Below are 23380 nucleotides of genomic sequence, written 5' to 3'. Positions count from 1 at the left end.
ATGATTATCCATATATTCTGATAAATAATCAGACAGCTTGAATTTGGCATCTTTATTTAATAGTTAAAACTTACTTTTTTAGTATAATAAAAAACCCCACATTTATTCTGTAAACACTTCGTAATAATCGTAATCATTTTGTAAAGAACTCGTTTGCTAAATTAATTATAATTTCATAAAAAAATTATTGCAAGTCCAGATTGTTTCGAATATAGCAATCTATTAATTTATTTATACAGAAAGTACTTATAAAATGGGAGTTTTTAGACCAATAAAAAAATTTAAAAAAAGTAATTTTTTTGCGGTATTTTGTCGATTTTTACACCCTCTAGAAAAAAGAACTTTCTGAATATAATGATTTCTGTTTAAATTTATTGTGTGCTACTCTTGATTATTTATTTCATTTGTTATATTCTTAAGAGTAATAAAATAATTGCAATCGGCTATGAGAAAGAGTAGTACATTTACTTTGGTTTCAAGAGAGCCTGTGGATGGTGGAAACAGGTAACCATGTAGATCGAATGGACTTTTGAGCCCTCTATTATTAAACGAATGACGTCTCCTCACGTTACAGGGGGTTCTATGCGCGCTTTAAGCATAGTAAAGAGTGACTCATATTGAGTAATTAGGGTGGCAACGCGGACCATTCGTCCCTATCTATTAGGGATGAATGGTCTTTTTTTGTCCAAAAATTTTATCATAGAATTAATATTAGAGCCTTAATCTTTTGTACTGTCTCTTTTTCAGCCAAAATTAAAGGAGGAAAACGAATGAAAACGATCTTTTCTGGCATACAGCCAAGCGGTACCATTACACTAGGGAATTATATTGGTGCCCTCAAGCAATTTGTTGAACTGCAAGATGAGTATAATTGTTATTTTTGTATTGTGGATCAGCATGCGATCACAGTCCCGCAAGACAGATTGGAGCTAAGAAATAATATTCGAAGCTTAGCAGCACTCTATTTAGCCGTTGGGATTGACCCAGAAAAAGCTACCCTTTTCATACAATCCGAAGTACCTGCTCATGCACAAGCCGGATGGATGATGCAATGTATTTCCTATATTGGGGAGCTTGAAAGAATGACACAATTCAAAGACAAAGCTGCTGGAAGAGATGCGGTTCCTTCCGCGTTATTAACGTATCCGCCTTTAATGGTTGCTGACATTCTGCTATATAGCTCTGATCTCGTTCCTGTTGGAGAGGATCAAAAGCAGCATATAGAATTAACTCGTGATTTGGCAGAAAGATTTAATAAAAAACACAGTGAAATATTTACAATTCCTGAAATACGAATCCCTAAGGTTGGGGCTCGCATTATGTCACTTCAAGAACCAACTAAAAAAATGAGCAAGTCCGATCCAAATAAGAAGGCTTCTATTACCCTTCTTGATGATATAAAACAAATTGAAAAGAAAATAAAAAGCGCTGTAACCGATTCTGAAGGAATCGTGAAATTTGATAAAGAAAATAAACCTGGTGTATCTAATCTTCTTTCGATTTATTCGATTTTTTCCGGAAAAGAAATTAGTGAAATTGAAAACATGTATGAAGGAAAAGGGTACGGAGATTTTAAATCTGATTTAGCTGAAGTAGTCATAAATGAAATCAAACCTATTCAAGAAAAATACTATGCCCTTATGGAATCAAACGAGCTCGATGACATCCTAGATCAGGGTGCTGAAAAAGCTGCAGCAGTTGCCAATAAAATGCTAAAAAAGATGGAAAATGCAATGGGGCTAGGAAGAAAAAGAAGATAAAAGCTAAAAAAATCTATCACGTTGATGATAGATTTTTTTGCTTTCTTCTTAATTTACTTTAGGACCGTGCTCCATTTCCCATAATTTCTCAAAAAATGGTTGTCCTTTAATTAAGTTTTCACAGAATTGCTCATGCTTGTTCGTCCATCCATATTTGCTCTGTTCAAATAACTGAAGCCAAGCCTCCTCAAAAGCCATTTGCTGAATAGCCTTATAGCTTTCTGGACTCCACTCGGTATACCAATAACGGACTTCAGCTACATTTTTGGAAGAATAAAGCTGATCTAGCGCCATAAACATGAGTTGCTTTAATTGTCTTTCTTTTCTAGTAAGCCCAGCCATCAATTCAGGTGAGGGAGAAAGAATATGAAAATTCTTTAATGCCCTTTGATCATTAAAGGAATATGGTGTGGCATCATGATTAGAAAGCATTTCATAGGCTAGTTGTTCCTGTCTTGGAATGAGCCTGCTTTTTCGAATAGGAATATTGTAGCCGATCGTATCAACTGCTAATATTCCCTCTCCATCTGATACAACAAAACAATAGTCTAATTGGACACGCTCATGATTCTTCCTTAAATAAGCCTTTTGATAAATATCATCTAACAGTTGTTGAGGCAATTCCGATAAATCATTTTCAATGTAATTAAACAGAACAGAATCAATTTTGATTAATGGTACTTGGTCTAATAGTTCTACCCCATCTTCTTTACGCCATTCATGAAAGTGGCAAACATTATATCCATTTTCTTCTCCTTCAAACCAGTTCACCCAAACATCGTGAAGATATAACATCTTTTACCCCCCGCTTCAACAAGCTATTTGTCACTCAGTATGGGCAGAGGGAAGTAAAATTATTCCTAAATTAGTAAGAGGGAGGGAAATATTTCAAACAGTACAACGATAAATAAACAAAAAATAAAAGCCTCCCCTATGTAAAAATCAGGCAGAGACTTTTCATCTTTAATCTTGGGTTTTTGGATCTAAGGCGTCTCGGAGACCATCTCCGATAAAGTTAAAGCATAAAACAGTAATCAATATGAGCAAGCCCGGGAAAAAAGAATACCAAGGTGCTGTTTTCAAAACTGTAAAATCTTGTGCATCTTGAAGCATATTTCCCCAGCTAGGAGTAGGTGGCTGAATACCTAGTCCTAAATAACTTAAGGCAGCTTCCGTCAAAATCACATTTCCAATTAACAATGAAGCAGAAACAATAATTGGCCCCATCGCATTTGGCAATATATGATTAAAAATAATTTTGTAAGATTTAGTCCCTATCGTTTTCGAAGCAAGCACAAACTCCCTTGTTCTTAACGTTAGAAACTCCCCTCTCACAAGCCTTGCAGTACTTGTCCAACTAATTAAAGCAATGACAAGAATTAAGTTAAAAGTACTTGGCTTAAAAATAGAGACTACTGTGATTAATAAAAAGAGACTTGGTATTGAAATCACAATATCAACTAATCTCATTAACATTGCATCAATAATTCCGCCAAAATAACCAGCAATTGCCCCAACACTAACCCCGATAATAAGAGCCCCGGCAACAGAACCAAAGCCTACAAGTAAAGAAATCCGTCCGCCATATAATAGCCTTGTGAAAATATCCCGTCCATATCGATCTGTCCCTAGCCAATATTCCGCACCCGGCGCTTTTAACTTATGCAATAAATTCATATCCTCAAATTTATATGGCGCAATGATTGGAGCCAATATGGATGACATGATAATAATAAACAACACGATGGCTCCTATAACAGCCAACTTATTTTTCATAAATTTTCGGAAAAATATTCTAGTTAAAGTATCAGGCTTGCTTTTTAAATGGGGGTTTAATTTTAAATCATCTTGTGAAATTTCCGCATTTATTTGTGACAAATAAACCCCTCCTTAATACTCGATACGCGGATCGAAAATTGCGTACAAAATATCCGCTAGCAAATTTCCAATTACAACAAACACTGCTGAAATTACGGTTAGCGCCATAATGACTGGATAGTCGCGAAGAAAAGCAGAGTCAATAAATAATTGCCCAAGACCTGGCCAAGCAAAAACCTTCTCTGTTATGGCTGCTCCGCCAACAAAGGATGGAAGCATTAAACCAAAAAGTGTGATAATTGGAATCATACCGTTTCTAACCCCATGCTTAACGACCACTTTATTTTCTTTGAATCCTTTTGACATGGCCGTACGGATATAATCCTGCTTTAGGACATCCAGCATTGAAGATCTTGTGTACCGTGTAAGAGCCGCTAAATCCGCTGTCGCTAAAACAAAGCCTGGTAGAATTAAATGATGTATACGGTCCCAAATACTAAATGGTTCATTTAAAGTTGCCACTCCCCCAGTTGGGAACCAGCCTAATTTAACTGAAAAAAACATAATTAAAATGAGTCCTAACCAGAAGTTGGGTGTTGCAACCCCGAGAAAGGAGCTGACTGTAAACGTATAATCCAGTGGCGAATAGGGTCGCATTGCCGAATAAATGCCAATTGGAATAGCAATGATAATCGCAATTGCAAATGAAACAACCATTAATAATAGCGTATTTGGCAGCCTATTAAGAATAAGTTCACTTACTGGAGTTCCCCGTTTAATTAAAGATTCACCGAAATCACCTTTTGCCATATTTCCAAGCCATTTAAAATATTGAATATGAATAGGATCGTTTAATCCATATTTTTCTTCGAATTTAGCTTTATCCGACGGCTTCATTTTTGGATCCATAAGCATTGCTACAGGTCCGCCTGGTGCCGCTTTTATGATGGCAAATGATAAAATGGTAATTCCGAATAACAAGGGAATAGCCATTAATGTTCGTCTAAAAATGTATGAAACCATCGTCTATTCTCCCTTTCGCTAACTTTCAGTTTATTTAAAATACACGACCTAAAATTTAACGTGTAGAATTTTCAGTATTTGAAAAATAAAAAGTAAGGGAAGGGTATCCAATCCCCTACTTTTTATTAGGAATGATTCTATTCTTGTTTTAACCACCATTTGTGGATATTGTACATTTGAGCCTTCGGATGGAATTCATAGCCTTCTAGATTTTTAGGAAGTGCACGGAATTCTTTCGGATAGTATAGGAATGTATATGCTTGATCTTCAGCAAGACCAGCTTGAATTTTTCCAATCATTTCTTTACGCTTATCTTTGTCAAGCTCTTGCAGCTGCTCATCCATTAATACATCTAGCTCTGGATTTGAGTAGCCAGTAAAGTTAAGGCCTTGCTCAATTTCTTTCGTATGGAAAATGCCGCTTGGATCTGGATCAATACCTAGGCTCCAGCCTAATACGATTGCTTCAAAATTCCATACACCCGGGTCGATATCAGCAATTAATGAACTGAATTCAACGATTTGAGGCTTGATTTCAATGCCAACTTCTTTTAATTGTTGTTGAAGAATAACAACGATATCCTCACGAACTTTATTTCCTTGGTTTGTTTTTACTTCTATAGAGAATTTCTTGCCATCTTTTTCTAGGATGCCGTCAGCACCAGGAGTCCAGCCAGCATCTGCTAACATTTGTTTTGCTTTTTCTACATCGTATTCAAACTTTGGTACATCTGGATTATATGCCCAGCTTAATGGGCTTTCCGGAACGTGTGCAACTTCACCTAATCCAGCCATTACGTTTTCAACAATAGCTTTACGGTCAATTGCATGTGTAATAGCTTGACGAACTTTCTTGTCCTTGAACTTATCGTCACGCTGGTTCAACGCAAGATAAGTATAGGAAAGGGCTAAACCTGACTCTAAACGAAGTCCAGTTGCATCAGCAAAGCTTTCAACCGTTGGAACGTCTGGCTGTGCGATACCTGCATAGTAATCAATATCTCCAGCTTGAAGCTGAGCAAGGATTGAGTTTGCATCTGGAACAAGCTTGTAAGTGACAGAATCTAAGTATGGACGGCCATCAAAGAAATCATCATTAGCAACAACTTTTACGTATTCACCGTCTTTCCACTCAGAAAATTTGAATGGTCCTGAACCGATTGGGTTTTTCGTGTTAAACTCATGCTCACCAAGATCAGCAATCGGAACATCTTTTAAGATATGCTCAGGAAGAATTCCAAATCCAAGACTAACTACTGGGAATTGAGCATCTACTTGCTTTAAAGTAAATTTAACAGTATATTGGTCAATTTTTTCTATCTTCTCGATATTTTCAAAATATGATTTACGGACACCATCATAATCTGGACTTAATGGAATGCTGTATGTAAATACAACATCATCCGCATCTAATGGCTCACCATCATGGAATTTTGCATTTTCAACAATTTTTACAGTAAATTCTTTACCATCTTCTGAAGCCTCTAATGACTCAGCAAGATTGCCTTCTGTTACTGTATTAAGTTCAATATCTGAACCTGTTAAACTGCTAAAAATCATATCTTCAATATCACCGCTCGAAGCATCATTTGAATATAAAGGGTTAAACATGGTTGGTGCACCTGTTGAACCAACTACTAGATCTCCACCTGTAACAGGTCCTTCATTTTTCGGTTCTTCTTTTGCCGGTGTTTCTTCTTTTGCCGGTGTCTCTTCTTTTGGCTGGGTTGTCTGCTGTCCGCCGGAACATGCCGCTAAGAACATAGACAATACTAGCATAAGGCTTACTAGTAACCACGCTGGCTTTTTCATTCATTTTCCCCCTTAAGGTTTATTTTTTAAATCTAAATCCTTTTTTCAGAGAAACGAGTGTAAATATATCGCCCCCCTTCAAAGATTTATATACTAAATGCATAAATCTCATGGAATGAGTTTATCTGGCATTTAATAACAGAAATTAATATAAGTGGCAGGCTACAAAGTGGTCCTGTTTAACCTCTTTATAATCAGGTACTCTTTGACTGCAAATTTCCGTTGCTGCAGGGCATCGAGTGTGGAAAACACAGCCTTGGGGCGGATTTGCCGGACTAGGCAAATCGCCTTTTAGAATAATTCTTTCTCTTGCCTGTACACCTTTTTTCTTTGGTACTGGAACGGCTGACATAAGTGCCTGAGTATATGGATGAAGCGGATCATCGTACAAATCCTTTTTACCCGCAAATTCCATGATTTTTCCTAAATACATGACCCCAACCCTGTCGCTAATGTGACGAACGACACTTAGATCATGGGATATGAACACATATGTTAATCCTAATTCCGATTGCAAATCCTCCATTAAGTTAATAATTTGCGCCTGGATGGACACATCGAGTGCGGACACAGGCTCATCAGCAATGATTAAATCAGGATTTACCGCAAGAGCCCTGGCAATCCCAATCCTTTGTCTTTGTCCACCGGAAAACTCATGAGGGTATCGATTAATAAACAGCGGGTTAAGGCCTACCTTATCAAGGAGATCTTGAATTTCCTCCTGTCTTTCCTTCCCGCCATATAAATTATGGGTAACCATTGGCTCACTTAGAATAGATTTCAATGTCTTCCTAGGATTTAATGACGCATACGGATCCTGAAAAACCATTTGGATATCTTTTCTGATTGTCCGACGAAGATCTCCTTCGCTCATTTTTGAAATATTCTGACCTTTAAAGATAATATCCCCGCTAGTTGGTTCATACAGTCGAATTAGTGTCCGTCCTGCGGTTGATTTTCCACAGCCCGATTCACCAACAATTCCAATCGTTTCTCCTCTTTTTACATTAAAGCTCAATCCATCTACTGCTTTAATAGACCCTACGGTCCTTTGTAAAAAGCCAGCTTTAATAGGAAAATGCTTCCTTAAGTCCTTAACATCTAATATATATTCCGAATCTTTCGTGTATGCTTGCTCCTTTTTACCTAATGAGGTTGTTGCATTCATAGTGTAGCCTCCTTTTCCACATGTAAAAAGCAGCGTGCCGATCTTGAGCCTTTAATTGGCTTTAACTCAGGTGCTTCGCTATGGCATCGATCAAACGCATGTGGGCAGCGAGGTGCAAAACGGCATCCTTTCGGAAAGTGCTCTGGAGGAGGAACCGTTCCTTCGATTGAATAAAGGCGATCTATATCTGCATCAAGTGATGGAATCGATCCCATTAATCCGATTGTATAAGGGTGTAGTGGTTCATCAAATAAATCATCTACACTGGCTTCTTCTACCACTTGACCACAGTACATAACAACTACACGATCCGCAATTTCAGAAACAACACCTAAATCATGGGTTATGATTAGGATAGAAGTTTCGGATTTTTGGCTTAAGTCTTTCATTAAGTCTAGAATCTGAGCTTGAATTGTAACGTCAAGGGCTGTGGTCGGCTCATCCGCAATAAGAAGCTTTGGATTACAGCTCATGGCAATTGCAATCATGACACGCTGTCTCATGCCGCCTGAAAGCCGGTGGGGATATTCATCAATGAGCGCTTTTGCACGAGAAAATCCTACAAGTTCAAGCATTTCAATGGCTCGATTTCTCGCGATGCTTTTAGACATTTTTTGATGGTACATCAGAACCTCAATAATTTGTTCTCCAATTGTCAAAACAGGATTCAATGATGTCATTGGCTCCTGGAAAATCATAGAGATATCATTCCCACGGATCTTACACATATCATTTTCGGAAAGCTTAGCTAAATCCTTTCCGTCAAAAAGGATTTCACCGTCCACAATTTTTCCGGGCGGACTTGGGATTAGGCGCATTATTGAGAGGGAAGTAATACTCTTTCCTGATCCTGATTCTCCAACAAGTGCGACTGTCTCACCTTTATGTATTTTTAAATCAACGCCATCAACAGCAGGAATATTTATTTTCTTTTTCATAAAGTATGTTTTTAAGTTTCTTAATTCCAATAATGCTGTCATAATACCCTCCGTCCAAAATCAGTAGTTTTGGGCAACTTGTCTTTTAGAAAAGAACCTCCAAAAAGTCCCTAGTTAATATTCAAAAATATCTTTTTTACATATTTTATAGATATTATCTAAAATGGAATTATTTGAGTGTTTAATTGTATATTATTACAGAAAGATTACGAATTCAAGAATTATTTATAATATTCTATTTTCTATATACAATATATTTAGTGTAAAATTCAAAAAATATCTATTGCACTGTTCTTATCTAGTAAAAAATAAAAAGCTGGGTCCTGTTAGATCCAGCTAAAATCAGGCATTTATTCAGTTGTTTTTTCTTTTAAAAGGCTAGTAATAAAAGTTTCTGAATCTAATTTAAATGATTCTTGCAAAGAAAGATCCTTTTTCTCTTTGTACATGGAAACGAATACAAAACCAGCGGAATAGCCTATCATTTTAGGATATGTCCCTCTGCCAAAAAGAATATCATCATGCAGTTTAGAAAACCTCTTCGTGCTTCTTTGCTGTTTTAAAAACCTTTCCCAAAAATAAAGAATTTCTTTCTTAGAATAACTTTTACACCAGTATGCTAAATAGTCTTGCCCGCAGTATTCTTTAACTGTGTGCTCTGCAAGCCCTTCTAATATCATAGAATCGATTAATGTGTTATCCTCTATCTTTTTATTTTGATGCTGAAGTCTGCATGTATGGTGATACTCGTGTATGAATAAGGCCTCCAGCTCTAGATCATCCTCTAAAGGTGTGAGAAAAAGGAATAATTTATCTTTGAAGGCTACACCGGATTTAGTCGTTTTCACTTGGGAAAATAACGAGTTTATGGATGCCATTGGAAAAATATAGATGGGAATATCAGGACCTTTCCATTCTTTCTTGTACTTTCTAAATATCGCCTCGACTTTTTTCCAGTAATTCCGCTTTTTAAGCTCGGTAAAATTTTCATAGCTTTGCCTATTTGGTTTGTACATACCAAATTGACTTAAGTATTTATAAATTTTATTAGGGCTGTCTCCGGAAAACGATTTTGAGAACCTTGCGCATATGTTCTCACAGTTAGAGAAATCATCATCAAGCCACAGGTCCGTACGTACTACCGCCATTATCTGGATACCCTCCTCACATTGATCATTTATATTTAGTTTATGAAAAGTGGTCTCTTTTGTTAATAAGGGGGTTGAACAAAAAGACAGCGGAGATTTATTTGCTAAAGTCACGATTTTATTTGCGAAAGCAATAGATTTATTTGCGAAAGTCCCAGATTTAACTTAAATTAAAAAAGAAGAAGACCAAATCCAAAGATTTTGACCTTCTTCTTTTTATCATTATTCGTATTTTTTAAATGCAATCGTTGCATTATGGCCGCCAAAGCCTAATGAATTACTGATTGCTGCTCTAATTTCTTTCTTTCTAGCCTCGTTTGGAATATAATCAAGATCACATTCTGGATCTGGCGTTTCGTAATTAATGGTTGGCGGTAAAATACCTTCCTTCATAGCTAAAACAGTGAAAATAGCTTCTATACCGCCAGCCGCTCCGAGAAGGTGGCCAGTCATTGATTTCGTAGAGCTTATAGCCAACTTATAAGCATGATCTCCAAATACCGCCTTAATTGCCATTGTTTCAAATTTATCGTTGTAATCCGTACTAGTTCCATGAGCATTAATATAATCAATATCCTCTGGTGATAAACCAGCATCATTGATAGCCATTTTCATAGCTCGGGCTCCGCCTTCTCCTTCTGGTGCAGGTGCTGTAATATGGTAAGCATCACCAGTGGCACCATACCCTACAATTTCAGCGTAGATGTTTGCGCCTCTGGCAAGAGCATGTTCAAGCTCCTCAAGAACAACGATTCCAGCTCCTTCGCCAATAACAAACCCATCACGATTTTTATCAAATGGGCGGCTAGCTGTTTTCGGATCTGGGTTTGTTGATAATGCAGTGTTTGCACAAAATCCTGCAACTGACATTTTCGTAATCGGTGCTTCAGCTCCACCTGTTACCATTGCATCGGCATCACCGCGCTGAATAACTTTAAAGGCATCGCCAATAGAGTTTGTGCCCGTTGCACATGCTGTAACTGTACATGAATTAAATCCTTTAGCACCTAGAGTGATGGACACTTGTCCTGTTGCCATATCAGGTATCATCATAGGAACGAAGAATGGGCTAACCCTTCTGTAACCGCGATTTAGAAATGTTTCGAATTGATTTTCGAATGTCTCCATGCCGCCAATTCCTGAGCCAATCCAAACACCAACACGATCAGCATTTTCTTCATTGATCGATAAATTTGCATCCTTTACCGCCATTAAAGACGCTGCAACCGCATAATGTGTAAAGCGGTCCATTTTTCTAGCATCCTTTTTTTCCATGAAATTTTCGACATTAAAATCCTTTACTTCCGCAGCAACCTTAACTGGGTATTCATCTGCATTAACTCTTGTTAAAGGCCCTACACCTGATACACCTGCAAGGATATTTTTCCAAGTAGTTTCTACTTCATTCCCAAGCGGTGTTACAGCGCCTATGCCAGTAACAACAACTCTACGTTTATTCATTAATTTATATCTCCTTTGCTATTATAGATATTTAACGAACATTCTTACGATAATTATAGTACTTAGTGGAATTCTGCCTATCTGCCCCAACGCATAGCGATGGCACCCCATGTTAATCCGCCGCCGAAACCGACCATCACAATTAAGTCTCCATCTTTAATCTTTCCTGCCTCTAATTCCTCAACGATGGAAATAGGAATAGACGCCGCTGATGTATTTCCATATTTGTGAATCGTCTTTGACATTTTTTCTTCGGGCAAATCAAGACGCTGTCTCGATGCTTCCATAATCCGGATATTGGCCTGGTGAGGGATTAAGAAGTCAACATCCTCTTTCGTAAGACCCGCTTTTTCTAATACGTTTACACAGCTTTCACCCATTTGGCGGACTGCGAATTTAAATACTTCGCGACCGTTCATAATAATATATTCATCCTGATATAAATGCTTTGAGCCTGTTCCATCGGCGCCTAGTTCAAAGGATAGGATTCCTCTGCCCTCAGATACTTGGCCAATGACAGCGGCACCGGCACCATCCCCGAATAATACAGCAGTATTTCGATCTTCCCAATCTGTGACTTTTGAAAGCTTTTCAACCCCTACTATTAATACGTGCTTATAAGTGCCAGCCTCCACAAATTGCTTTGCTGTAACAATTCCATACATAAATCCAGCACATGCAGCACTAACGTCCATCGCGGCAGCTTTGACAGCCCCCAGCCTTTCCTGAAGCATGCAAGCAACAGATGGGAAAGGACGGTCAGGTGTAACGGTTGCAACTATGATCATATCTAAATCTTCCGGTGAAATATTTGCGTTCTCGATCGCCTTCCTTGCCGCTTCGTAAGCGAGATCAGATGTATCGGTATCATCATCCGCAATTCTTCTTTCTTCAATACCGGTACGTGTTCTAATCCATTCATCTGATGTATCAACCATTTTTTCTAAATCCGCATTAGTAAGAATTTTCTCTGGCAAGCATCTGCCAATTCCAATAATCCCCGCATTCATGGAGTCCACCCCTTATTATCTACTATTAAATGTAAAAGCCATAACAAATATACACTGGCTCAATTATAAAGCATTTATACAATAAACGATAATTAATATTATTATCAAATATTATGACTTGGTACTAATTTTATCAAATTTACAGGTGAAATTTCAAGATTAATCAAAGACTATTTATAAGTTTTTATCCACCATTGCCTAAACACTGATGAATAGTTCACATAAATTAATATAAAAGCTTAATTGTAAAGGGGATGGAGAACCGTTGGATACAGAAATGGAAAGAGAGCAAGATTTCAAAAAAACAGATCGCCTTAACCAATTAATGTTCCGTTCAATCGAGCAGCCCTCGAATGAGAACATGGGCATTGATGAAACATTTAAAGAAATGGAGTATGAAAATTCAAATAGAAGGTATAGTCATAGTCGTATTGATAGTTTGATGTTTGGTGAAAGGCATCATCCTTCACCTAAAGGGAGTACAAACAATAGTTCCCTATCAAACCATCTCAATCATGTTGTTAATAACATCAATTTCCTTGAACTAATGGACAATATAGACACTCTTGTTAGTTCTGCTAAGCAATTAAAACCATTATATCGACAGGTCACTCCTTTTATTGATCAGTTCTTCAAAAAGAAAGGTTAGTGGATAATAAAACCGGTCCTCTTATGAAGACCGGTTTAAATTATTTATTCTCTGCTAACGCTTCTGCTTTTCCCATATCATATGCCTCATTCATTACCTTTGTAAAAAGACTCATGAATGGCTGGATCATTTCCAAGGATAATTCTACTCCAGCCTCTTCTAATTGCTGTTTTGCTTCTGGAAGATATTTCATGGCAATTTGCATGAATTCCATCGTTTTGTCTGTTGTTTGCATGAATTATGTAACTCCTTCTTTTCTTTATTTACTTGGCAGTTCCCCAGTTTCTCTATACTCTGCAATGGCTGTATTAATTTTATTAATAAATTCTTGGTCCACGTCTGAGCTGAACTTTCCAAGAGTAATTACATCCTCTTGAAAATCAAATGACAGATTTCCTGATTTTAGTTCCCCTTTGTTAAACAAATCTGCCACTATTTCATATAGAACGTCCACATGCTGGATCGTGCTAGTTAAAACGGCGGACTCACCCAAATCTGACTGATCAGAAATATAGCCGATTGCATAGTGGCCCCTTTCTTTAATCTGTTCGATGACAGGAACGTTATAGCCATCCCCGGCTGGATAAATAACATCGGCACCTTTTGCCATTACCTTATCTAATAGTTCAATCGCTTTTCTATCATCATCCCAATTGCCTACATACTCAATCATGACATCTACATAAGGATTTTCATAATTTGCCCCTTCATAGAAGCCTTCAATTTCAGGCTGCCACTCATATGCTGCAATGATTCCTATTGCATTAGTCTTTGTCATATGACCTGCAAGCATCCCACCGAAAAAACCCATTGCATATCCTTCGAAATTTAAACTTGTCGTATTGGTATTTTCAGCATCTCCGTTAAAGCTGACAAAATGAATATGGGGATAGCTAGGTGAAATCTGATTAAAGTATTCCGCATATTCATTGCCGTGGCCAAAAATAATATTAACTCCCTTTTGGTCGTATTCTTTCACCGCACGTTCGACAACTAATTGAGAACTCATACCCTCTTTATAGTAAACCTCAATATTATGATGGGATTGAATCTTTAACATTCCTTTATAGCCTTTTGTTCCCCATACTTGATCATTTATCGTATCAGGGATTAATAAGCCCGCTTTCTTTAGTTTACCTGAGGACATTGCTTGTCCGCACGAGGCCAATAAAAGAAGACTTAAAAGAAGGATCCCAAATCGTACAAATAATTTTTGCATCTCCCTTTGTTCCGCCTCTCCGAAATAGCCATAACGTTTTTCTAAACAAAAAAATCCAGAATAAACTTCCAGCTATTTTCATTCTACCCTTAGCACCCAAGTTTTGAAAAGACTTTATTCCTATTCTATTAAATTCTGCCATCATCAATCAACTTTAGATGTCTTTTCTGATTTTCAATTCCCTCTGAATAAGGGGTGCAGTTCTTCACGATCTTTACCTTAATTTCATTCCGCTCTGATGGGTAATTAATTGTAATCATTTTTAGAACTTCAGCAGGAATGGAAAGAAAGTCAACACATTTTTTCCAATAGTGTGGAATATCGCTTTTCAAAGTGCAAGCATCGGCAGATTTTGTTTCAGCCAATTTTAAAATTGGATCCAGAATATCTGCAATGTACAAAGTATCATGAATCCATTCACATTCATGAATGGATAATTCCCGGTCTGGATCTGATGATTTTTCTAAGGATTGTTGAAATAAAAAGGAGTTTGGCTGCCAAGGTCCGTAGATTGTTGGGAGATAAATGCGGTGACTGATTATTTCATTTTCCAAAATGCGCTGGATATTTATATCCTTTTGATGAAGCCATTGTATTGGGAAAAGAGAGATGATTCTAGTATCGGTTTCAGCTATTTTCTGTTTGTTATTTTTTAGAAATCTTTCAAGTATATTATCTTTATTGAATAAAACCTTTTGTTCAGTTGCAGAAAAACTATAGTAATCAATAAGAATTAAGGTTTGTGCATGGATCTCCACTTGAGAGACCAAATCGGACATAATTATTTCCTTAAAATTAGCGTTACGGCCAATTTCCATCCGCTTTTCAATAAGATACGCATCTTTTTCTCCATTTTCTGATCGAACACCTAACACTTCGAAACCTTGATCCAGCAAAGACCGACAAAAATGAAAACCTAAAAATTGAAATGCCCCAATTATGACTGCCCTGTCCATACAAAGCCTCCCTATTTATTCTCAGTGTATACTATGCAAATGAACGACTAATTATTTCTTTTTGTCTGTCGCTTGCTTTTTAATCTTTAATATTTGATTTTCATATATTAAATGATCTGGAAGTGAGTTTACACTTTTAAGTTCTTCAATTGATACCCCTAAGGTTTGGGAGATTTTCAATAACGTATCACCTGTTTTCACTTTATACATTACATATTGCTGATCAATCGAATCTTGAAAATAGATGAATTCAGGCTTCTCACGACTAGCCGCCACCTTTGGATGAACAATTTTTTCGTCCACTAAAATATCAATCATTTGTCTTACCCGAGCTTTATAAGAATTAGGTTGAACAGTTTTATGTCCCTGTTTTTTGATGATTTTTCGTTCATCGGCATGTTCGAGATAATAGGTTACTTTATCGACAGTATCTTTAGGTGACGATGATACAACAAGATCCATTCCAGGTTTGAACCTGCTTCTGACTCCTTGTGTATCTTGTGTAATTAGAAATCCGCCGGAACCAAGAATCTCAAATGTGCGCTGTGTAACTAAATTCGGGTAATTTTGCAAGCCAATGATGATGTCGGCAGAGCTAAATAATTTATTAGTTTCTGTATAAGAAAGATGCCCGTGAATCCAATCGTTTGGTAAGTCAAAACCTAAATATGAGCCCATTTGATCCCAGTAATTACCCCAAAAATCGATTCTAAACTGATTTTTAAGAAGAGGCTTTATTAAAAGCTTAATTGATTCATGACGAAAATGGTCTGGATATTTCGATAATATATCTGGATAAGCATTAGCAACTACCGCAATTTTGGCACTATACTCCGGATATTTACGGGTAGGAAAATGTATGGTTTCTTCAAACCCAAAATCTAAAAATGCAGATGGAATTCCTCGCTGTTTATAAACATATGATGTTTCCCTGCAAATGGTAAATACGAAATCCGGCTTCATATTTTCGATTAATGGCAACGTCCAATTTTTTGTATAGGCTGGATCCTCGACTGCCCAGTATATTAATGGGATATTTCTAGTTGTCATCTGTTCCTTGATTAAAATTTGTTTTCTAAATGTATGCTCGGGTCCCCACCCTATTGTAACAGCAAGATCAGGATTGAATTCCGCCAATATTTTTGGCAAGTTTTGCTTAGTAATGGGGCCCGAAATCATTACATCATGTCCATTAGCATGAAATCCCTTTGGCAATGTATGTGGCCAGAGGTTACCGCTATCAATGAAAAGAACTCGCATTCATCTTCCACCTTTATATTCTACCTTTCTCTTATTTTTATATAATCCTTGACATCAATAATATCTGTTGCCAGTTTATTCATTTTTTTAATTTGCTTTACACTCACTCTGTATTTTTTCGAAATAGACCGCAGGCTTTCCTTCGGCTTAAAGATATGAATTTCATATTTTGCTTGCAAAATGTCAAGGTAAAAGACCCAGTTACCTATACTTGGGGCAGCCTTTTCCTTTGATATAAGCCCGGCTTTCGTAATTGTTTCTAGAATATACTTAGCTCGCTCTAAATAAGAATATTTCTTTACTGCCTCAATACCAGCCTTTTTTATTTCAAGACGCTCCTCCGGATGGGCTAAAAAATGCTTTACTAATTTAATTGTTTCTTCGGGAGAGGAAGTCACAATAAGGTCCTGACCAGGTGTGAAAAGACTTCGAATTTTAGAAGTATCATTTGTTAGCAGAAACCCGCCTGAGCCTAATATTTCATATGTCCTTTGTGTCACTTGCGAGTCCATATTTTGTACACCTAAAAGGATATCTGCGGAACTGTATACTTTATTTGCCTCTATATATGGTAAAAAACCATGATTCCAATGTTTAGGAATCTCCTTGCCAATAATATGACCCATAAAGTGCCAATAACGTCCCCAAAAATCAATTCGAAGATTTTCCATTATAAAAGGGCTTAAAAGATTTCTCAATGCTTCAAATCTGTAATTTAGGGGGTTTTTTTTATAAAGCATCGGGTATCCATTTGCCACCAATGCAAGTGAGACATCGTATTTAGAATCTATTTCTGTTGGAAAATGTACTTTTGAGTGATAGCCAAAGTCTAAATGAGCTGCTTTGTAACCTTTTTCTTTATAAAAATTGACACGATGAGGGCAAATGGTAAAGATAAAATCGGGTTGAATTGTTTCAATTAGCGGAAGTGAAAAAGTGAGAGTGTATCCGGGGTCTTCTGTAGCCCAATAAATATGAGGAATTCCTAAGTGGGCTACATGCTTTTTTATTAATAACCTCCTTTCTTTTGAATGTTCTCTCGTGTGCCCCATCGTAAAAATCAAGTCAGGTTTAAAGCTTGTAATCATCTCTTCTAAACTCCAGTCCATTAGCGGACCGGATACCATCACTTCATGCCCAGCGTCCGAAAATCCGTTTGGCAGGCCATAAATCCACATCGGATCGCTTTCCAAAAATAAAATTCTCATATAAAATCACCTACTTTCACCTGGTTTCTTTTAACATCTCACTTACTTTAACAATTTGGAGTCCTTTATTTAATAATTTTGGTATTACAACTTCCATTGCTTTTGCCGTGGATTTTCCATTTAAATGGGCAAGGACGATGTCATTTCCTGTTGATTTTGTCATGATTCTTTCTCCTATTTCATCACTTGACGTTTCTTTCCAATCAATCGTATCAATACTCCAATAAACAGTATATGGAAATTGATTCTTTCCAGCTGTTTCAAGAACAGATTTATTCCATGCTCCAAATGGCGGCCGGAATAACGGTATTCCTTTTGTACCGAGAAGCTTTTCGAAGCACTCTTCAGTTTTCTGTAATTCTTCTGTCATTTTATCAGATGGAATTTTTGTAAAGTCTGGATGACTGTATGAATGATTTGCAATTTCATGTCCATCCTCGATTATACGTCTCGAAAGTTTCGGAAATTGCTCGACCCATTTTCCTGTCAAAAACATTGTCGTTTGAATACGGTGTTTCTTTAAAACGTTTAATATTTCACCTGTATGTTCAGCGCCTGCGCCTGCATCAAAGGTCAATGAAATTTCATTTTTATTAGTGAATCCATTTGAAATTAATACCGAGGGTAAGGATATTGTCTCAGTCAAAACTTTTCGATTTATTTTTATTAGCTGTCCTGCATATAAATAATTTGATTTTAATTGATTGTCTTCTTTTAGCTGCTCAATAGGTATTGTAAATTTTTTAGAAATATGACTTAATGTTTCACCATGACAGATGGTGTAATAATTGTATTTACTCTTTTTCGTTTTTATGGGCAGCCCTGCTTCTATTTCCTTAAACTCCTTCATAGAAATCGTCCCCATTCAATGGTACAAGTATTATCAAACATTCTAATCCACAATATGTTTAATCCCATGAGTTGTATAGTGATTCTGACTAAATACATCAAAAAGTATGAAAGAGTCGTGTAACAAATACAATCATTTTTATATTGAGGGGCATATTTTATTTAAAATTATATAGAGAGGACAAGATTGGGTGGAACACATACCTATTTATCATGGTAATTTGAATTCGGGAAAAATTGCTTTTATGGTCAATGTTGCATGGGGTAATGAATATTTAAAGGATTTATTAATGATTTTGAAGAAATATCAAATTAAGCTTACTTTTTTCCTTGAGGGCAGATGGGTCAATAACAATCCCCAATCTGCACTTAAGATACAGCTTGCCGGACATGAGATCGGAAACCATGCCTATTCACATCCGAATATGATCACACTTTCGGATGAAGAAATTAAAAATGAGATTACAAGCACGAATGATGTAATTGAACAACATCTGAAAATAAAACCAGCCTTTTTCACTCCTCCCTATGGATATTTCGATCAAAGGGTCATTGAAGCTGCTGCGAAGGAAAAAATGAAAACTATTCTTTGGACTTTAGATACATTGGATTGGAAACTCGAGGATCACCATGAAATTATTAACAGAATTGTACCTAATTTAAAGAACGGCTCTATTATTCTTATGCATCCAAAAAAATCATCTCTTGAAGCACTTCCTATTATTTTGAATCATGCTGCTGAAAAGAGATTATTAGTTTGTACAATAAGCGAATTACTTTCCTGTTAGATTATGTAAGTTGGGTATTTTCCCTCAGAAGGAAAATACCTGGTTTAATAGTGGAATGATGGAAACTTGCGAATATAACTATTATTGTCTTGAACATTTGAATCTTATTTATAGAGGCTGTTTTATAATATCCTTTCATTTTGTTTCATAAAATCAACAATTTGCGATTCAATCCCTTGCTTTTTTTCAGGCAGTAAATAACAAATTGAAGTTTGGATTCCTTCTTCCATCCATTTTAAAGTTCGGTTTTTTGTTTGTTTTGCCAGATTATACGATCTCCTATCCGTCATAATATGCATAATTTTCATTGGGATCTTCAGGGGATAATTAAAGTTTTCCATTTTTTTCATTACTTCAAGTTCAACCTGCATAATGTCGATATTATAAGCATCAGCTAGCTCTTTTAGAAATTTTTTATAGAAAAATTTATGTTCTTTTTCCATATCTAAATGATCTTTAAGCGAAAAGATGGGATTTATTAATATACATGTGCGGATTAGCTGAGGACCCATTTCATCTATTAGTTTTAATGCAATTAATGCCCCCATCCCTTCTGCAATTATATTGATTTTCACATTTATTATTTCTGTGCGGATTAAATGTTCATATAATCTTCTCGCCAGTTTAAATGCTCTTTCACTTCCCCAATTCTTTCCGTAAAGATTTGAATAAAAAATAGTATAGCCCTCTTCATTTAGCATTTTTAATAAAGCTGCTTTTCCTTCATTCTGTGTCCAGTAGCTCCCTTGTTCATTAACAAAGTGCCTGTCATCACCAATGATTAGGATACCGAAACCGCTTGGCTTATTAGGATAATGGATCATATTCCATTCGGTATCCAATCTAAAGTTCCGGCTTTCCATCGTGAAAAACTCCCTTGCTGCTTAGTTCATAATAATGTATGACGGTTCACATGAAATGAACGGGACATAGCCTATTTTTCATATGGAAACTATTTGCAGTTTGTGAAATACAAAGGCATGCCATAATTTTTCAGCTGTAGTCATTTATTATTTTTTCTCCTTATGGTAATATGATAGGGATTTAATAATGTAGAGGTGAATACGATGAGATTCTTTTGGACGTTTTTTTGGACTTTTCTTCTTGTTCAAATGTTAACTTATGTTGTAAGCTCCATGCTTGGTTTAGCTTTTGATTTCAAAACAGGATCCATTCTTGCAGTAGGTACTACGATTTTAATTTTTGTTATTTCAACGATCATTCCTGAAGGACCAGTGGAAAAAGAAGGTATTCACTAAAAAAGAGAGTGACTTTAGCGTATGCTTGCATACCCTTCCTAAGTCACTCCCTTTTTTTATTGGATTTTCACTGTTAATTCATCGTTTTCAATCGTAATCGATACTTCACTATAATCTTTAATTTCCCCACTGATAATTCTGCGGGCTAAAATCGTTTCTACATTTCTTTGGATAAAACGCTTTAACGGCCTAGCACCATAAACAGGATCAAATCCATTTTCAGCAATATACTCCTTAGCTGTTTCTGAAATATTTAGGCGAATATGCTGATCAGATAATCTCTCTTGGAGCTGTTTGATTAACTTAGAAACAATTTCCTTTATTTCTGTTAATGCAAGAGGCTTAAATAGGGTGATTTCGTCTACCCGATTTAAAAATTCTGGACGAAAATGTCCTCTTAATGTACTCATCACTTTATTTCGAGTTTCTTCATTTATATATTCTTCTCCGCTAACGCGTTCAAGCAAATACTGTGAACCAATATTAGACGTCATGATAATCACTGTATTTTTAAAATCAACTGTTCTTCCCTGTGAGTCCGTAATCCTTCCATCATCGAGCATTTGCAGAACAATGTTAAAGACTTCTGGATGTGCCTTCTCAATTTCATCAAGCAGAATAACGGAGTATGGCTTTCTTCTAACTGCTTCTGTCAGCTGTCCGCCTTCCTCATAGCCGACATAACCGGGAGGAGCTCCAATTAATCTTGAAACTGCATGCTTCTCCATGTATTCAGACATATCAATCCGAATAATATGCTCTTCACTGTCAAACAAGCTTTGTGCTAAAGCTTTCGCAAGCTCGGTCTTTCCTACCCCTGTTGGACCTAGGAAAATAAAAGAACCTATTGGACGATTTGGATCTTTAATCCCTGCTCTTGCACGAAGAACAGCATCGGACACAAGTTCAACTGCTTCATTCTGCCCGATCACTCTTTCATGAAGAATGCTTTCTAGTCTTAGGAGCTTCTCACGTTCACCTTCAACAAGCTTGGCTACAGGAATGCCTGTCCATCTTGCAACAATGTCCGCTATCTCCTCTTCTGTTACCTCTTCTCTTAATAAGCGTTCTCCATCCTTCTCATTGACTTCCTGCTCAAGCAGCTTTATTTCTTTTTCCAATGCAGGAATACTTCCGTGTCGAAGCTCTGCTGCTTTATTTAAATCGTATTCGCTTTCGGCCTTTTCGAGTTCGCGACGTAATTTTTCCAGCTGTTCTCTTTTTTCACGGATTTTCTGAATGCCTTCTTTTTCGTACTGCCATTTTGCTTGCATATGATCGGCTTTTTCCTTAAAATCAGCCAATTCCTTCTGCAAAAGCAAAAGTCTAGCTTTACTTGCTTCGTCACTTTCTTTCCTTAATGCTGCTTCCTCTATTTCAAGCTGCATTACTCTTCTTGTAACCTCATCAAGTTCCTGTGGCATAGAGTCAATTTCCGTGCGAATCATAGCACAAGCCTCATCAACTAAATCAATTGCTTTATCGGGGAGAAAGCGGTCTGTTATATATCTATCCGATAAAGTAACCGCTGCAACAAGGGCACGGTCATGTATATTGACCCCGTGGTGAATCTCATATCTTTCTTTAAGCCCTCTAAGGATCGAAATGGAGTCCTCCACATCAGGCTCTTGAACGAGAACTTGCTGAAAGCGTCTTTCTAATGCTGGATCCTTTTCAATATATTTTCGGTGTTCATCAAGGGTCGTGGCACCTATACAATGCAATTCACCTCGGGCGAGCATTGGTTTTAGCATATTTCCTGCGTCCATAGCCCCCTCCGTCTTGCCTGCTCCAACGATGGTGTGGATCTCATCAATAAAGAGAAGAATCCTTCCTTCGCTTTTTTTTACTTCATTTAAAACCGCTTTAAGACGCTCTTCAAACTCTCCTCTAAATTTTGCTCCGGCAATAAGAGAGCTCATATCTAAGGAGAATATTGTTTTATCCTTTAACCCTTCTGGAACATCTCTTCGTACAATTCTTTGAGCAAGGCCCTCGACTATTGCCGTTTTCCCTACACCCGGTTCTCCGATTAATACAGGATTGTTTTTTGTTTTTCTAGATAAAATTCGAATGACATTCCTAATTTCACTATCTCTCCCAATTACAGGGTCCATCTTTCCCGCCTTTACCTCTGCAACTAAGTCTCTCCCATATTTTTTTAAGGCTTCATATGTTGCTTCTGGATTTTGTGATGTCACCCTTTGATTCCCCCTTATTTCCTTTATCGCAATCTCTAGCTTATGACTATTAATTCCCTCTTTGTTAAAAGCTGCTGACGCTTCGGATGTTGATTCTGAGATGGCTAATAGGACATGTTCAACTGAAATAAATTCATCATTAAAATTTTCTCTAATTTCATCTGCCCTTGCCAAACTGCGTTGAAGATTACTCGTAATATATAGCTTTCCCTGTTCAATACCGGTTCCCGAAACTTGCGGTTTTTTCCTAAGTATGTGTTCTAAACCTTTTTTCATATTTTCAATTGATACATGTGACTTTTTCAGAATAGATGCCATTAGACTGTTGTCCTGTCCGAGAAGAGCCAATAATAAATGAACATCATCCACTTCCTGATGCTGTTCCCTTATTGCTAGATTTTGCGCACTTATAATGCCGTCCTGCATCCGTTCCGTCATTTTATTAATATCCATACATATCCTCCTCTCTGACCTTCTTTGACCTTTAATGTTATTATAGCATATGTAAAGCCATCCACAAATGGATGGCTCTGAATAATAAATTAAGCTTAAGGTTTTCTTTGATACGTCCAAACACGGTTATGGTTGGAGTTTTCAGGAAATCTATCTCCTGCCTTAAGCTTTAACATTTGTGGATTATTAACATTGCTTCCGGTTTCGCCAACTTCAATATAAACTCCATTATTAGGTGCTTTCTGACCCGGTTTAAATTGACGATTTTGCCCCATACATAAATTCCTCCTTTATTTCTAGAATCACTACTATTATTTCCATCGTAAAAATTCAGCGAGATAGAACTTTTTACCATAATAAAATAGCAAAAGGCCTTCCAACAGTAAGAAGGCCTTTTGTTT

Annotated in this window: 22 protein-coding genes and 1 other annotated feature; of the genes, 4 read left to right on the top strand and 18 right to left on the bottom strand. The window is 36.9% G+C overall.

Annotation, left to right across the window (positions count from 1 at the left end; all coding sequences use genetic code 11):
• Window positions 1-436 precede the first annotated feature (436 nt).
• Window positions 437-658 (top strand) — a binding site (T-box leader).
• Between the two features lie 112 nt (window positions 659-770).
• On the top strand, window positions 771-1760 hold the full coding sequence (gene trpS, locus V7127_RS02935; protein WP_335483415.1) for a tryptophan--tRNA ligase: 990 nt from the start codon (window positions 771-773) through the stop codon (window positions 1758-1760).
• Between the two features lie 48 nt (window positions 1761-1808).
• On the opposite strand, the gene V7127_RS02930 is transcribed toward trpS, so the two are convergent.
• The 9 genes from V7127_RS02930 to V7127_RS02890 form a co-directional block, all read right to left on the bottom strand.
• Window positions 1809-2555 (bottom strand): YjbA family protein, encoded by a 747-nt coding sequence (locus V7127_RS02930; protein ID WP_335347992.1) that lies wholly within the window; start codon window positions 2553-2555, stop codon window positions 1809-1811.
• A 168-nt stretch (window positions 2556-2723) separates the two neighbouring features.
• Entirely contained in the window at window positions 2724-3629 is a 906-nt protein-coding gene (gene opp4C / locus V7127_RS02925; protein WP_438823960.1) for an oligopeptide ABC transporter permease, read from the bottom strand.
• A gap of 21 nt (window positions 3630-3650) precedes the next feature.
• A complete protein-coding gene (locus V7127_RS02920) occupies window positions 3651-4601 on the bottom strand; it encodes an ABC transporter permease (RefSeq protein ID WP_335483410.1) in 951 nt (316 codons plus the stop codon).
• A gap of 137 nt (window positions 4602-4738) precedes the next feature.
• Window positions 4739-6412, bottom strand: a complete 1674-nt coding sequence (locus V7127_RS02915; protein WP_335483408.1) for a peptide-binding protein — start codon at window positions 6410-6412, stop codon at window positions 4739-4741.
• Between the two features lie 145 nt (window positions 6413-6557).
• Entirely contained in the window at window positions 6558-7580 is a 1023-nt protein-coding gene (locus tag V7127_RS02910) for an ABC transporter ATP-binding protein (RefSeq protein ID WP_335483406.1), read from the bottom strand.
• The gene (locus tag V7127_RS02905) at window positions 7577-8560 is read right to left on the bottom strand and encodes an ABC transporter ATP-binding protein (RefSeq protein ID WP_335483404.1); all 984 of its coding nucleotides are present in this window, start codon (window positions 8558-8560) and stop codon (window positions 7577-7579) included. The genes V7127_RS02910 and V7127_RS02905 overlap by 4 nt, the downstream gene beginning before the upstream one ends.
• Before the next feature lie 308 nt (window positions 8561-8868).
• Complete coding sequence (locus tag V7127_RS02900) at window positions 8869-9666, bottom strand: DUF2268 domain-containing protein (RefSeq protein ID WP_335347998.1); 798 nt, start codon at window positions 9664-9666, stop codon at window positions 8869-8871.
• Between the two features lie 222 nt (window positions 9667-9888).
• Window positions 9889-11127, bottom strand: coding sequence for a beta-ketoacyl-ACP synthase II (fabF, locus tag V7127_RS02895; protein ID WP_335354493.1), 1239 nt, complete (start codon window positions 11125-11127; stop codon window positions 9889-9891).
• A gap of 77 nt (window positions 11128-11204) precedes the next feature.
• The gene (locus V7127_RS02890; RefSeq protein ID WP_335348000.1) at window positions 11205-12137 is read right to left on the bottom strand and encodes a beta-ketoacyl-ACP synthase III; all 933 of its coding nucleotides are present in this window, start codon (window positions 12135-12137) and stop codon (window positions 11205-11207) included.
• A 265-nt stretch (window positions 12138-12402) separates the two neighbouring features.
• Here V7127_RS02890 and V7127_RS02885 point away from each other — a divergent pair, with 265 nt between their 5' ends.
• Window positions 12403-12786 carry a hypothetical protein gene (locus V7127_RS02885; protein ID WP_335355197.1) on the top strand — a complete coding sequence of 128 codons (384 nt, stop codon included), beginning with the start codon at window positions 12403-12405 and terminating at the stop codon, window positions 12784-12786.
• Between the two features lie 40 nt (window positions 12787-12826).
• Here the strand turns inward: V7127_RS02885 and V7127_RS02880 are convergent, their stop codons facing one another.
• The 6 genes from V7127_RS02880 to V7127_RS02855 all read right to left on the bottom strand — a co-directional run bounded on the left by V7127_RS02880 (window position 12827) and on the right by V7127_RS02855 (window position 18279).
• Window positions 12827-13021, bottom strand: coding sequence for a ComZ family protein (locus tag V7127_RS02880; protein WP_335355196.1), 195 nt, complete (start codon window positions 13019-13021; stop codon window positions 12827-12829).
• 24 nt (window positions 13022-13045) lie between these two features.
• The gene (locus V7127_RS02875; protein WP_335345193.1) at window positions 13046-14005 is read right to left on the bottom strand and encodes a BMP family ABC transporter substrate-binding protein; all 960 of its coding nucleotides are present in this window, start codon (window positions 14003-14005) and stop codon (window positions 13046-13048) included.
• Window positions 14006-14133: 128 nt separating this feature from the next.
• Window positions 14134-14961, bottom strand: coding sequence for a hypothetical protein (locus tag V7127_RS02870; RefSeq protein ID WP_335483402.1), 828 nt, complete (start codon window positions 14959-14961; stop codon window positions 14134-14136).
• A 51-nt stretch (window positions 14962-15012) separates the two neighbouring features.
• Window positions 15013-16221, bottom strand: coding sequence for a glycosyltransferase family protein (locus V7127_RS02865; protein WP_335483400.1), 1209 nt, complete (start codon window positions 16219-16221; stop codon window positions 15013-15015).
• Window positions 16222-16241: 20 nt separating this feature from the next.
• Entirely contained in the window at window positions 16242-17429 is a 1188-nt protein-coding gene (locus V7127_RS02860; protein WP_335483398.1) for a glycosyltransferase family protein, read from the bottom strand.
• A 16-nt stretch (window positions 17430-17445) separates the two neighbouring features.
• Window positions 17446-18279 carry a polysaccharide deacetylase family protein gene (locus V7127_RS02855; RefSeq protein WP_335483396.1) on the bottom strand — a complete coding sequence of 278 codons (834 nt, stop codon included), beginning with the start codon at window positions 18277-18279 and terminating at the stop codon, window positions 17446-17448.
• Window positions 18280-18499: 220 nt separating this feature from the next.
• Here V7127_RS02855 and V7127_RS02850 point away from each other — a divergent pair, with 220 nt between their 5' ends.
• Window positions 18500-19066 carry a polysaccharide deacetylase family protein gene (locus tag V7127_RS02850; protein ID WP_335483394.1) on the top strand — a complete coding sequence of 189 codons (567 nt, stop codon included), beginning with the start codon at window positions 18500-18502 and terminating at the stop codon, window positions 19064-19066.
• 122 nt (window positions 19067-19188) lie between these two features.
• On the opposite strand, the gene V7127_RS02845 is transcribed toward V7127_RS02850, so the two are convergent.
• Complete coding sequence (locus V7127_RS02845) at window positions 19189-19929, bottom strand: hydrolase (protein WP_335483393.1); 741 nt, start codon at window positions 19927-19929, stop codon at window positions 19189-19191.
• A gap of 204 nt (window positions 19930-20133) precedes the next feature.
• Here V7127_RS02845 and V7127_RS02840 point away from each other — a divergent pair, with 204 nt between their 5' ends.
• Window positions 20134-20325 (top strand): DUF2929 family protein, encoded by a 192-nt coding sequence (locus tag V7127_RS02840; protein WP_335346139.1) that lies wholly within the window; start codon window positions 20134-20136, stop codon window positions 20323-20325.
• A 56-nt stretch (window positions 20326-20381) separates the two neighbouring features.
• Here the strand turns inward: V7127_RS02840 and clpB are convergent, their stop codons facing one another.
• Both clpB and V7127_RS02830 read right to left on the bottom strand, forming a co-directional pair.
• Window positions 20382-22979 carry an ATP-dependent chaperone ClpB gene (gene clpB / locus V7127_RS02835; protein ID WP_335483391.1) on the bottom strand — a complete coding sequence of 866 codons (2598 nt, stop codon included), beginning with the start codon at window positions 22977-22979 and terminating at the stop codon, window positions 20382-20384.
• A gap of 95 nt (window positions 22980-23074) precedes the next feature.
• On the bottom strand, window positions 23075-23254 hold the full coding sequence (locus tag V7127_RS02830) for a YjzC family protein (RefSeq protein ID WP_335354220.1): 180 nt from the start codon (window positions 23252-23254) through the stop codon (window positions 23075-23077).
• Window positions 23255-23380 lie beyond the last annotated feature (126 nt).

It is taken from the genome of Bacillus sp. JJ1773 (assembly GCF_036962035.1).
Taxonomy (GTDB): domain Bacteria; phylum Bacillota; class Bacilli; order Bacillales; family Cytobacillaceae; genus Cytobacillus.
Note: the sequence above shows the minus strand (reverse complement) of the source record. Positions and strands in the feature narration are given on the sequence as shown.

What these genes read in the sequence shown, in the direction of transcription:
- V7127_RS02930 (WP_335347992.1), bottom strand. Translation starts at nt 2,555, where the DNA reads ATGTTATATCTTCACGATGTTTGGGTGAACTGGTTTGAAGGAGAAGAA.
- V7127_RS02890 (WP_335348000.1), bottom strand. Translation starts at nt 12,137, where the DNA reads ATGAATGCGGGGATTATTGGAATTGGCAGATGCTTGCCAGAGAAAATT.
- V7127_RS02900 (WP_335347998.1), bottom strand. Translation starts at nt 9,666, where the DNA reads ATGGCGGTAGTACGTACGGACCTGTGGCTTGATGATGATTTCTCTAAC.
- V7127_RS02875 (WP_335345193.1), bottom strand. Translation starts at nt 14,005, where the DNA reads ATGCAAAAATTATTTGTACGATTTGGGATCCTTCTTTTAAGTCTTCTT.
- V7127_RS02845 (WP_335483393.1), bottom strand. Translation starts at nt 19,929, where the DNA reads ATGGAAAGCCGGAACTTTAGATTGGATACCGAATGGAATATGATCCAT.
- V7127_RS02840 (WP_335346139.1), top strand. Translation starts at nt 20,134, where the DNA reads ATGAGATTCTTTTGGACGTTTTTTTGGACTTTTCTTCTTGTTCAAATG.
- V7127_RS02920 (WP_335483410.1), bottom strand. Translation starts at nt 4,601, where the DNA reads ATGGTTTCATACATTTTTAGACGAACATTAATGGCTATTCCCTTGTTA.
- V7127_RS02830 (WP_335354220.1), bottom strand. Translation starts at nt 23,254, where the DNA reads ATGGGGCAAAATCGTCAATTTAAACCGGGTCAGAAAGCACCTAATAAT.
- V7127_RS02865 (WP_335483400.1), bottom strand. Translation starts at nt 16,221, where the DNA reads ATGCGAGTTCTTTTCATTGATAGCGGTAACCTCTGGCCACATACATTG.
- trpS (WP_335483415.1), top strand. Translation starts at nt 771, where the DNA reads ATGAAAACGATCTTTTCTGGCATACAGCCAAGCGGTACCATTACACTA.
- V7127_RS02915 (WP_335483408.1), bottom strand. Translation starts at nt 6,412, where the DNA reads ATGAAAAAGCCAGCGTGGTTACTAGTAAGCCTTATGCTAGTATTGTCT.
- V7127_RS02860 (WP_335483398.1), bottom strand. Translation starts at nt 17,429, where the DNA reads ATGAGAATTTTATTTTTGGAAAGCGATCCGATGTGGATTTATGGCCTG.
- V7127_RS02905 (WP_335483404.1), bottom strand. Translation starts at nt 8,560, where the DNA reads ATGACAGCATTATTGGAATTAAGAAACTTAAAAACATACTTTATGAAA.
- fabF (WP_335354493.1), bottom strand. Translation starts at nt 11,127, where the DNA reads ATGAATAAACGTAGAGTTGTTGTTACTGGCATAGGCGCTGTAACACCG.
- V7127_RS02855 (WP_335483396.1), bottom strand. Translation starts at nt 18,279, where the DNA reads ATGAAGGAGTTTAAGGAAATAGAAGCAGGGCTGCCCATAAAAACGAAA.
- V7127_RS02910 (WP_335483406.1), bottom strand. Translation starts at nt 7,580, where the DNA reads ATGAATGCAACAACCTCATTAGGTAAAAAGGAGCAAGCATACACGAAA.
- V7127_RS02870 (WP_335483402.1), bottom strand. Translation starts at nt 14,961, where the DNA reads ATGGACAGGGCAGTCATAATTGGGGCATTTCAATTTTTAGGTTTTCAT.
- V7127_RS02880 (WP_335355196.1), bottom strand. Translation starts at nt 13,021, where the DNA reads ATGCAAACAACAGACAAAACGATGGAATTCATGCAAATTGCCATGAAA.
- clpB (WP_335483391.1), bottom strand. Translation starts at nt 22,979, where the DNA reads ATGGATATTAATAAAATGACGGAACGGATGCAGGACGGCATTATAAGT.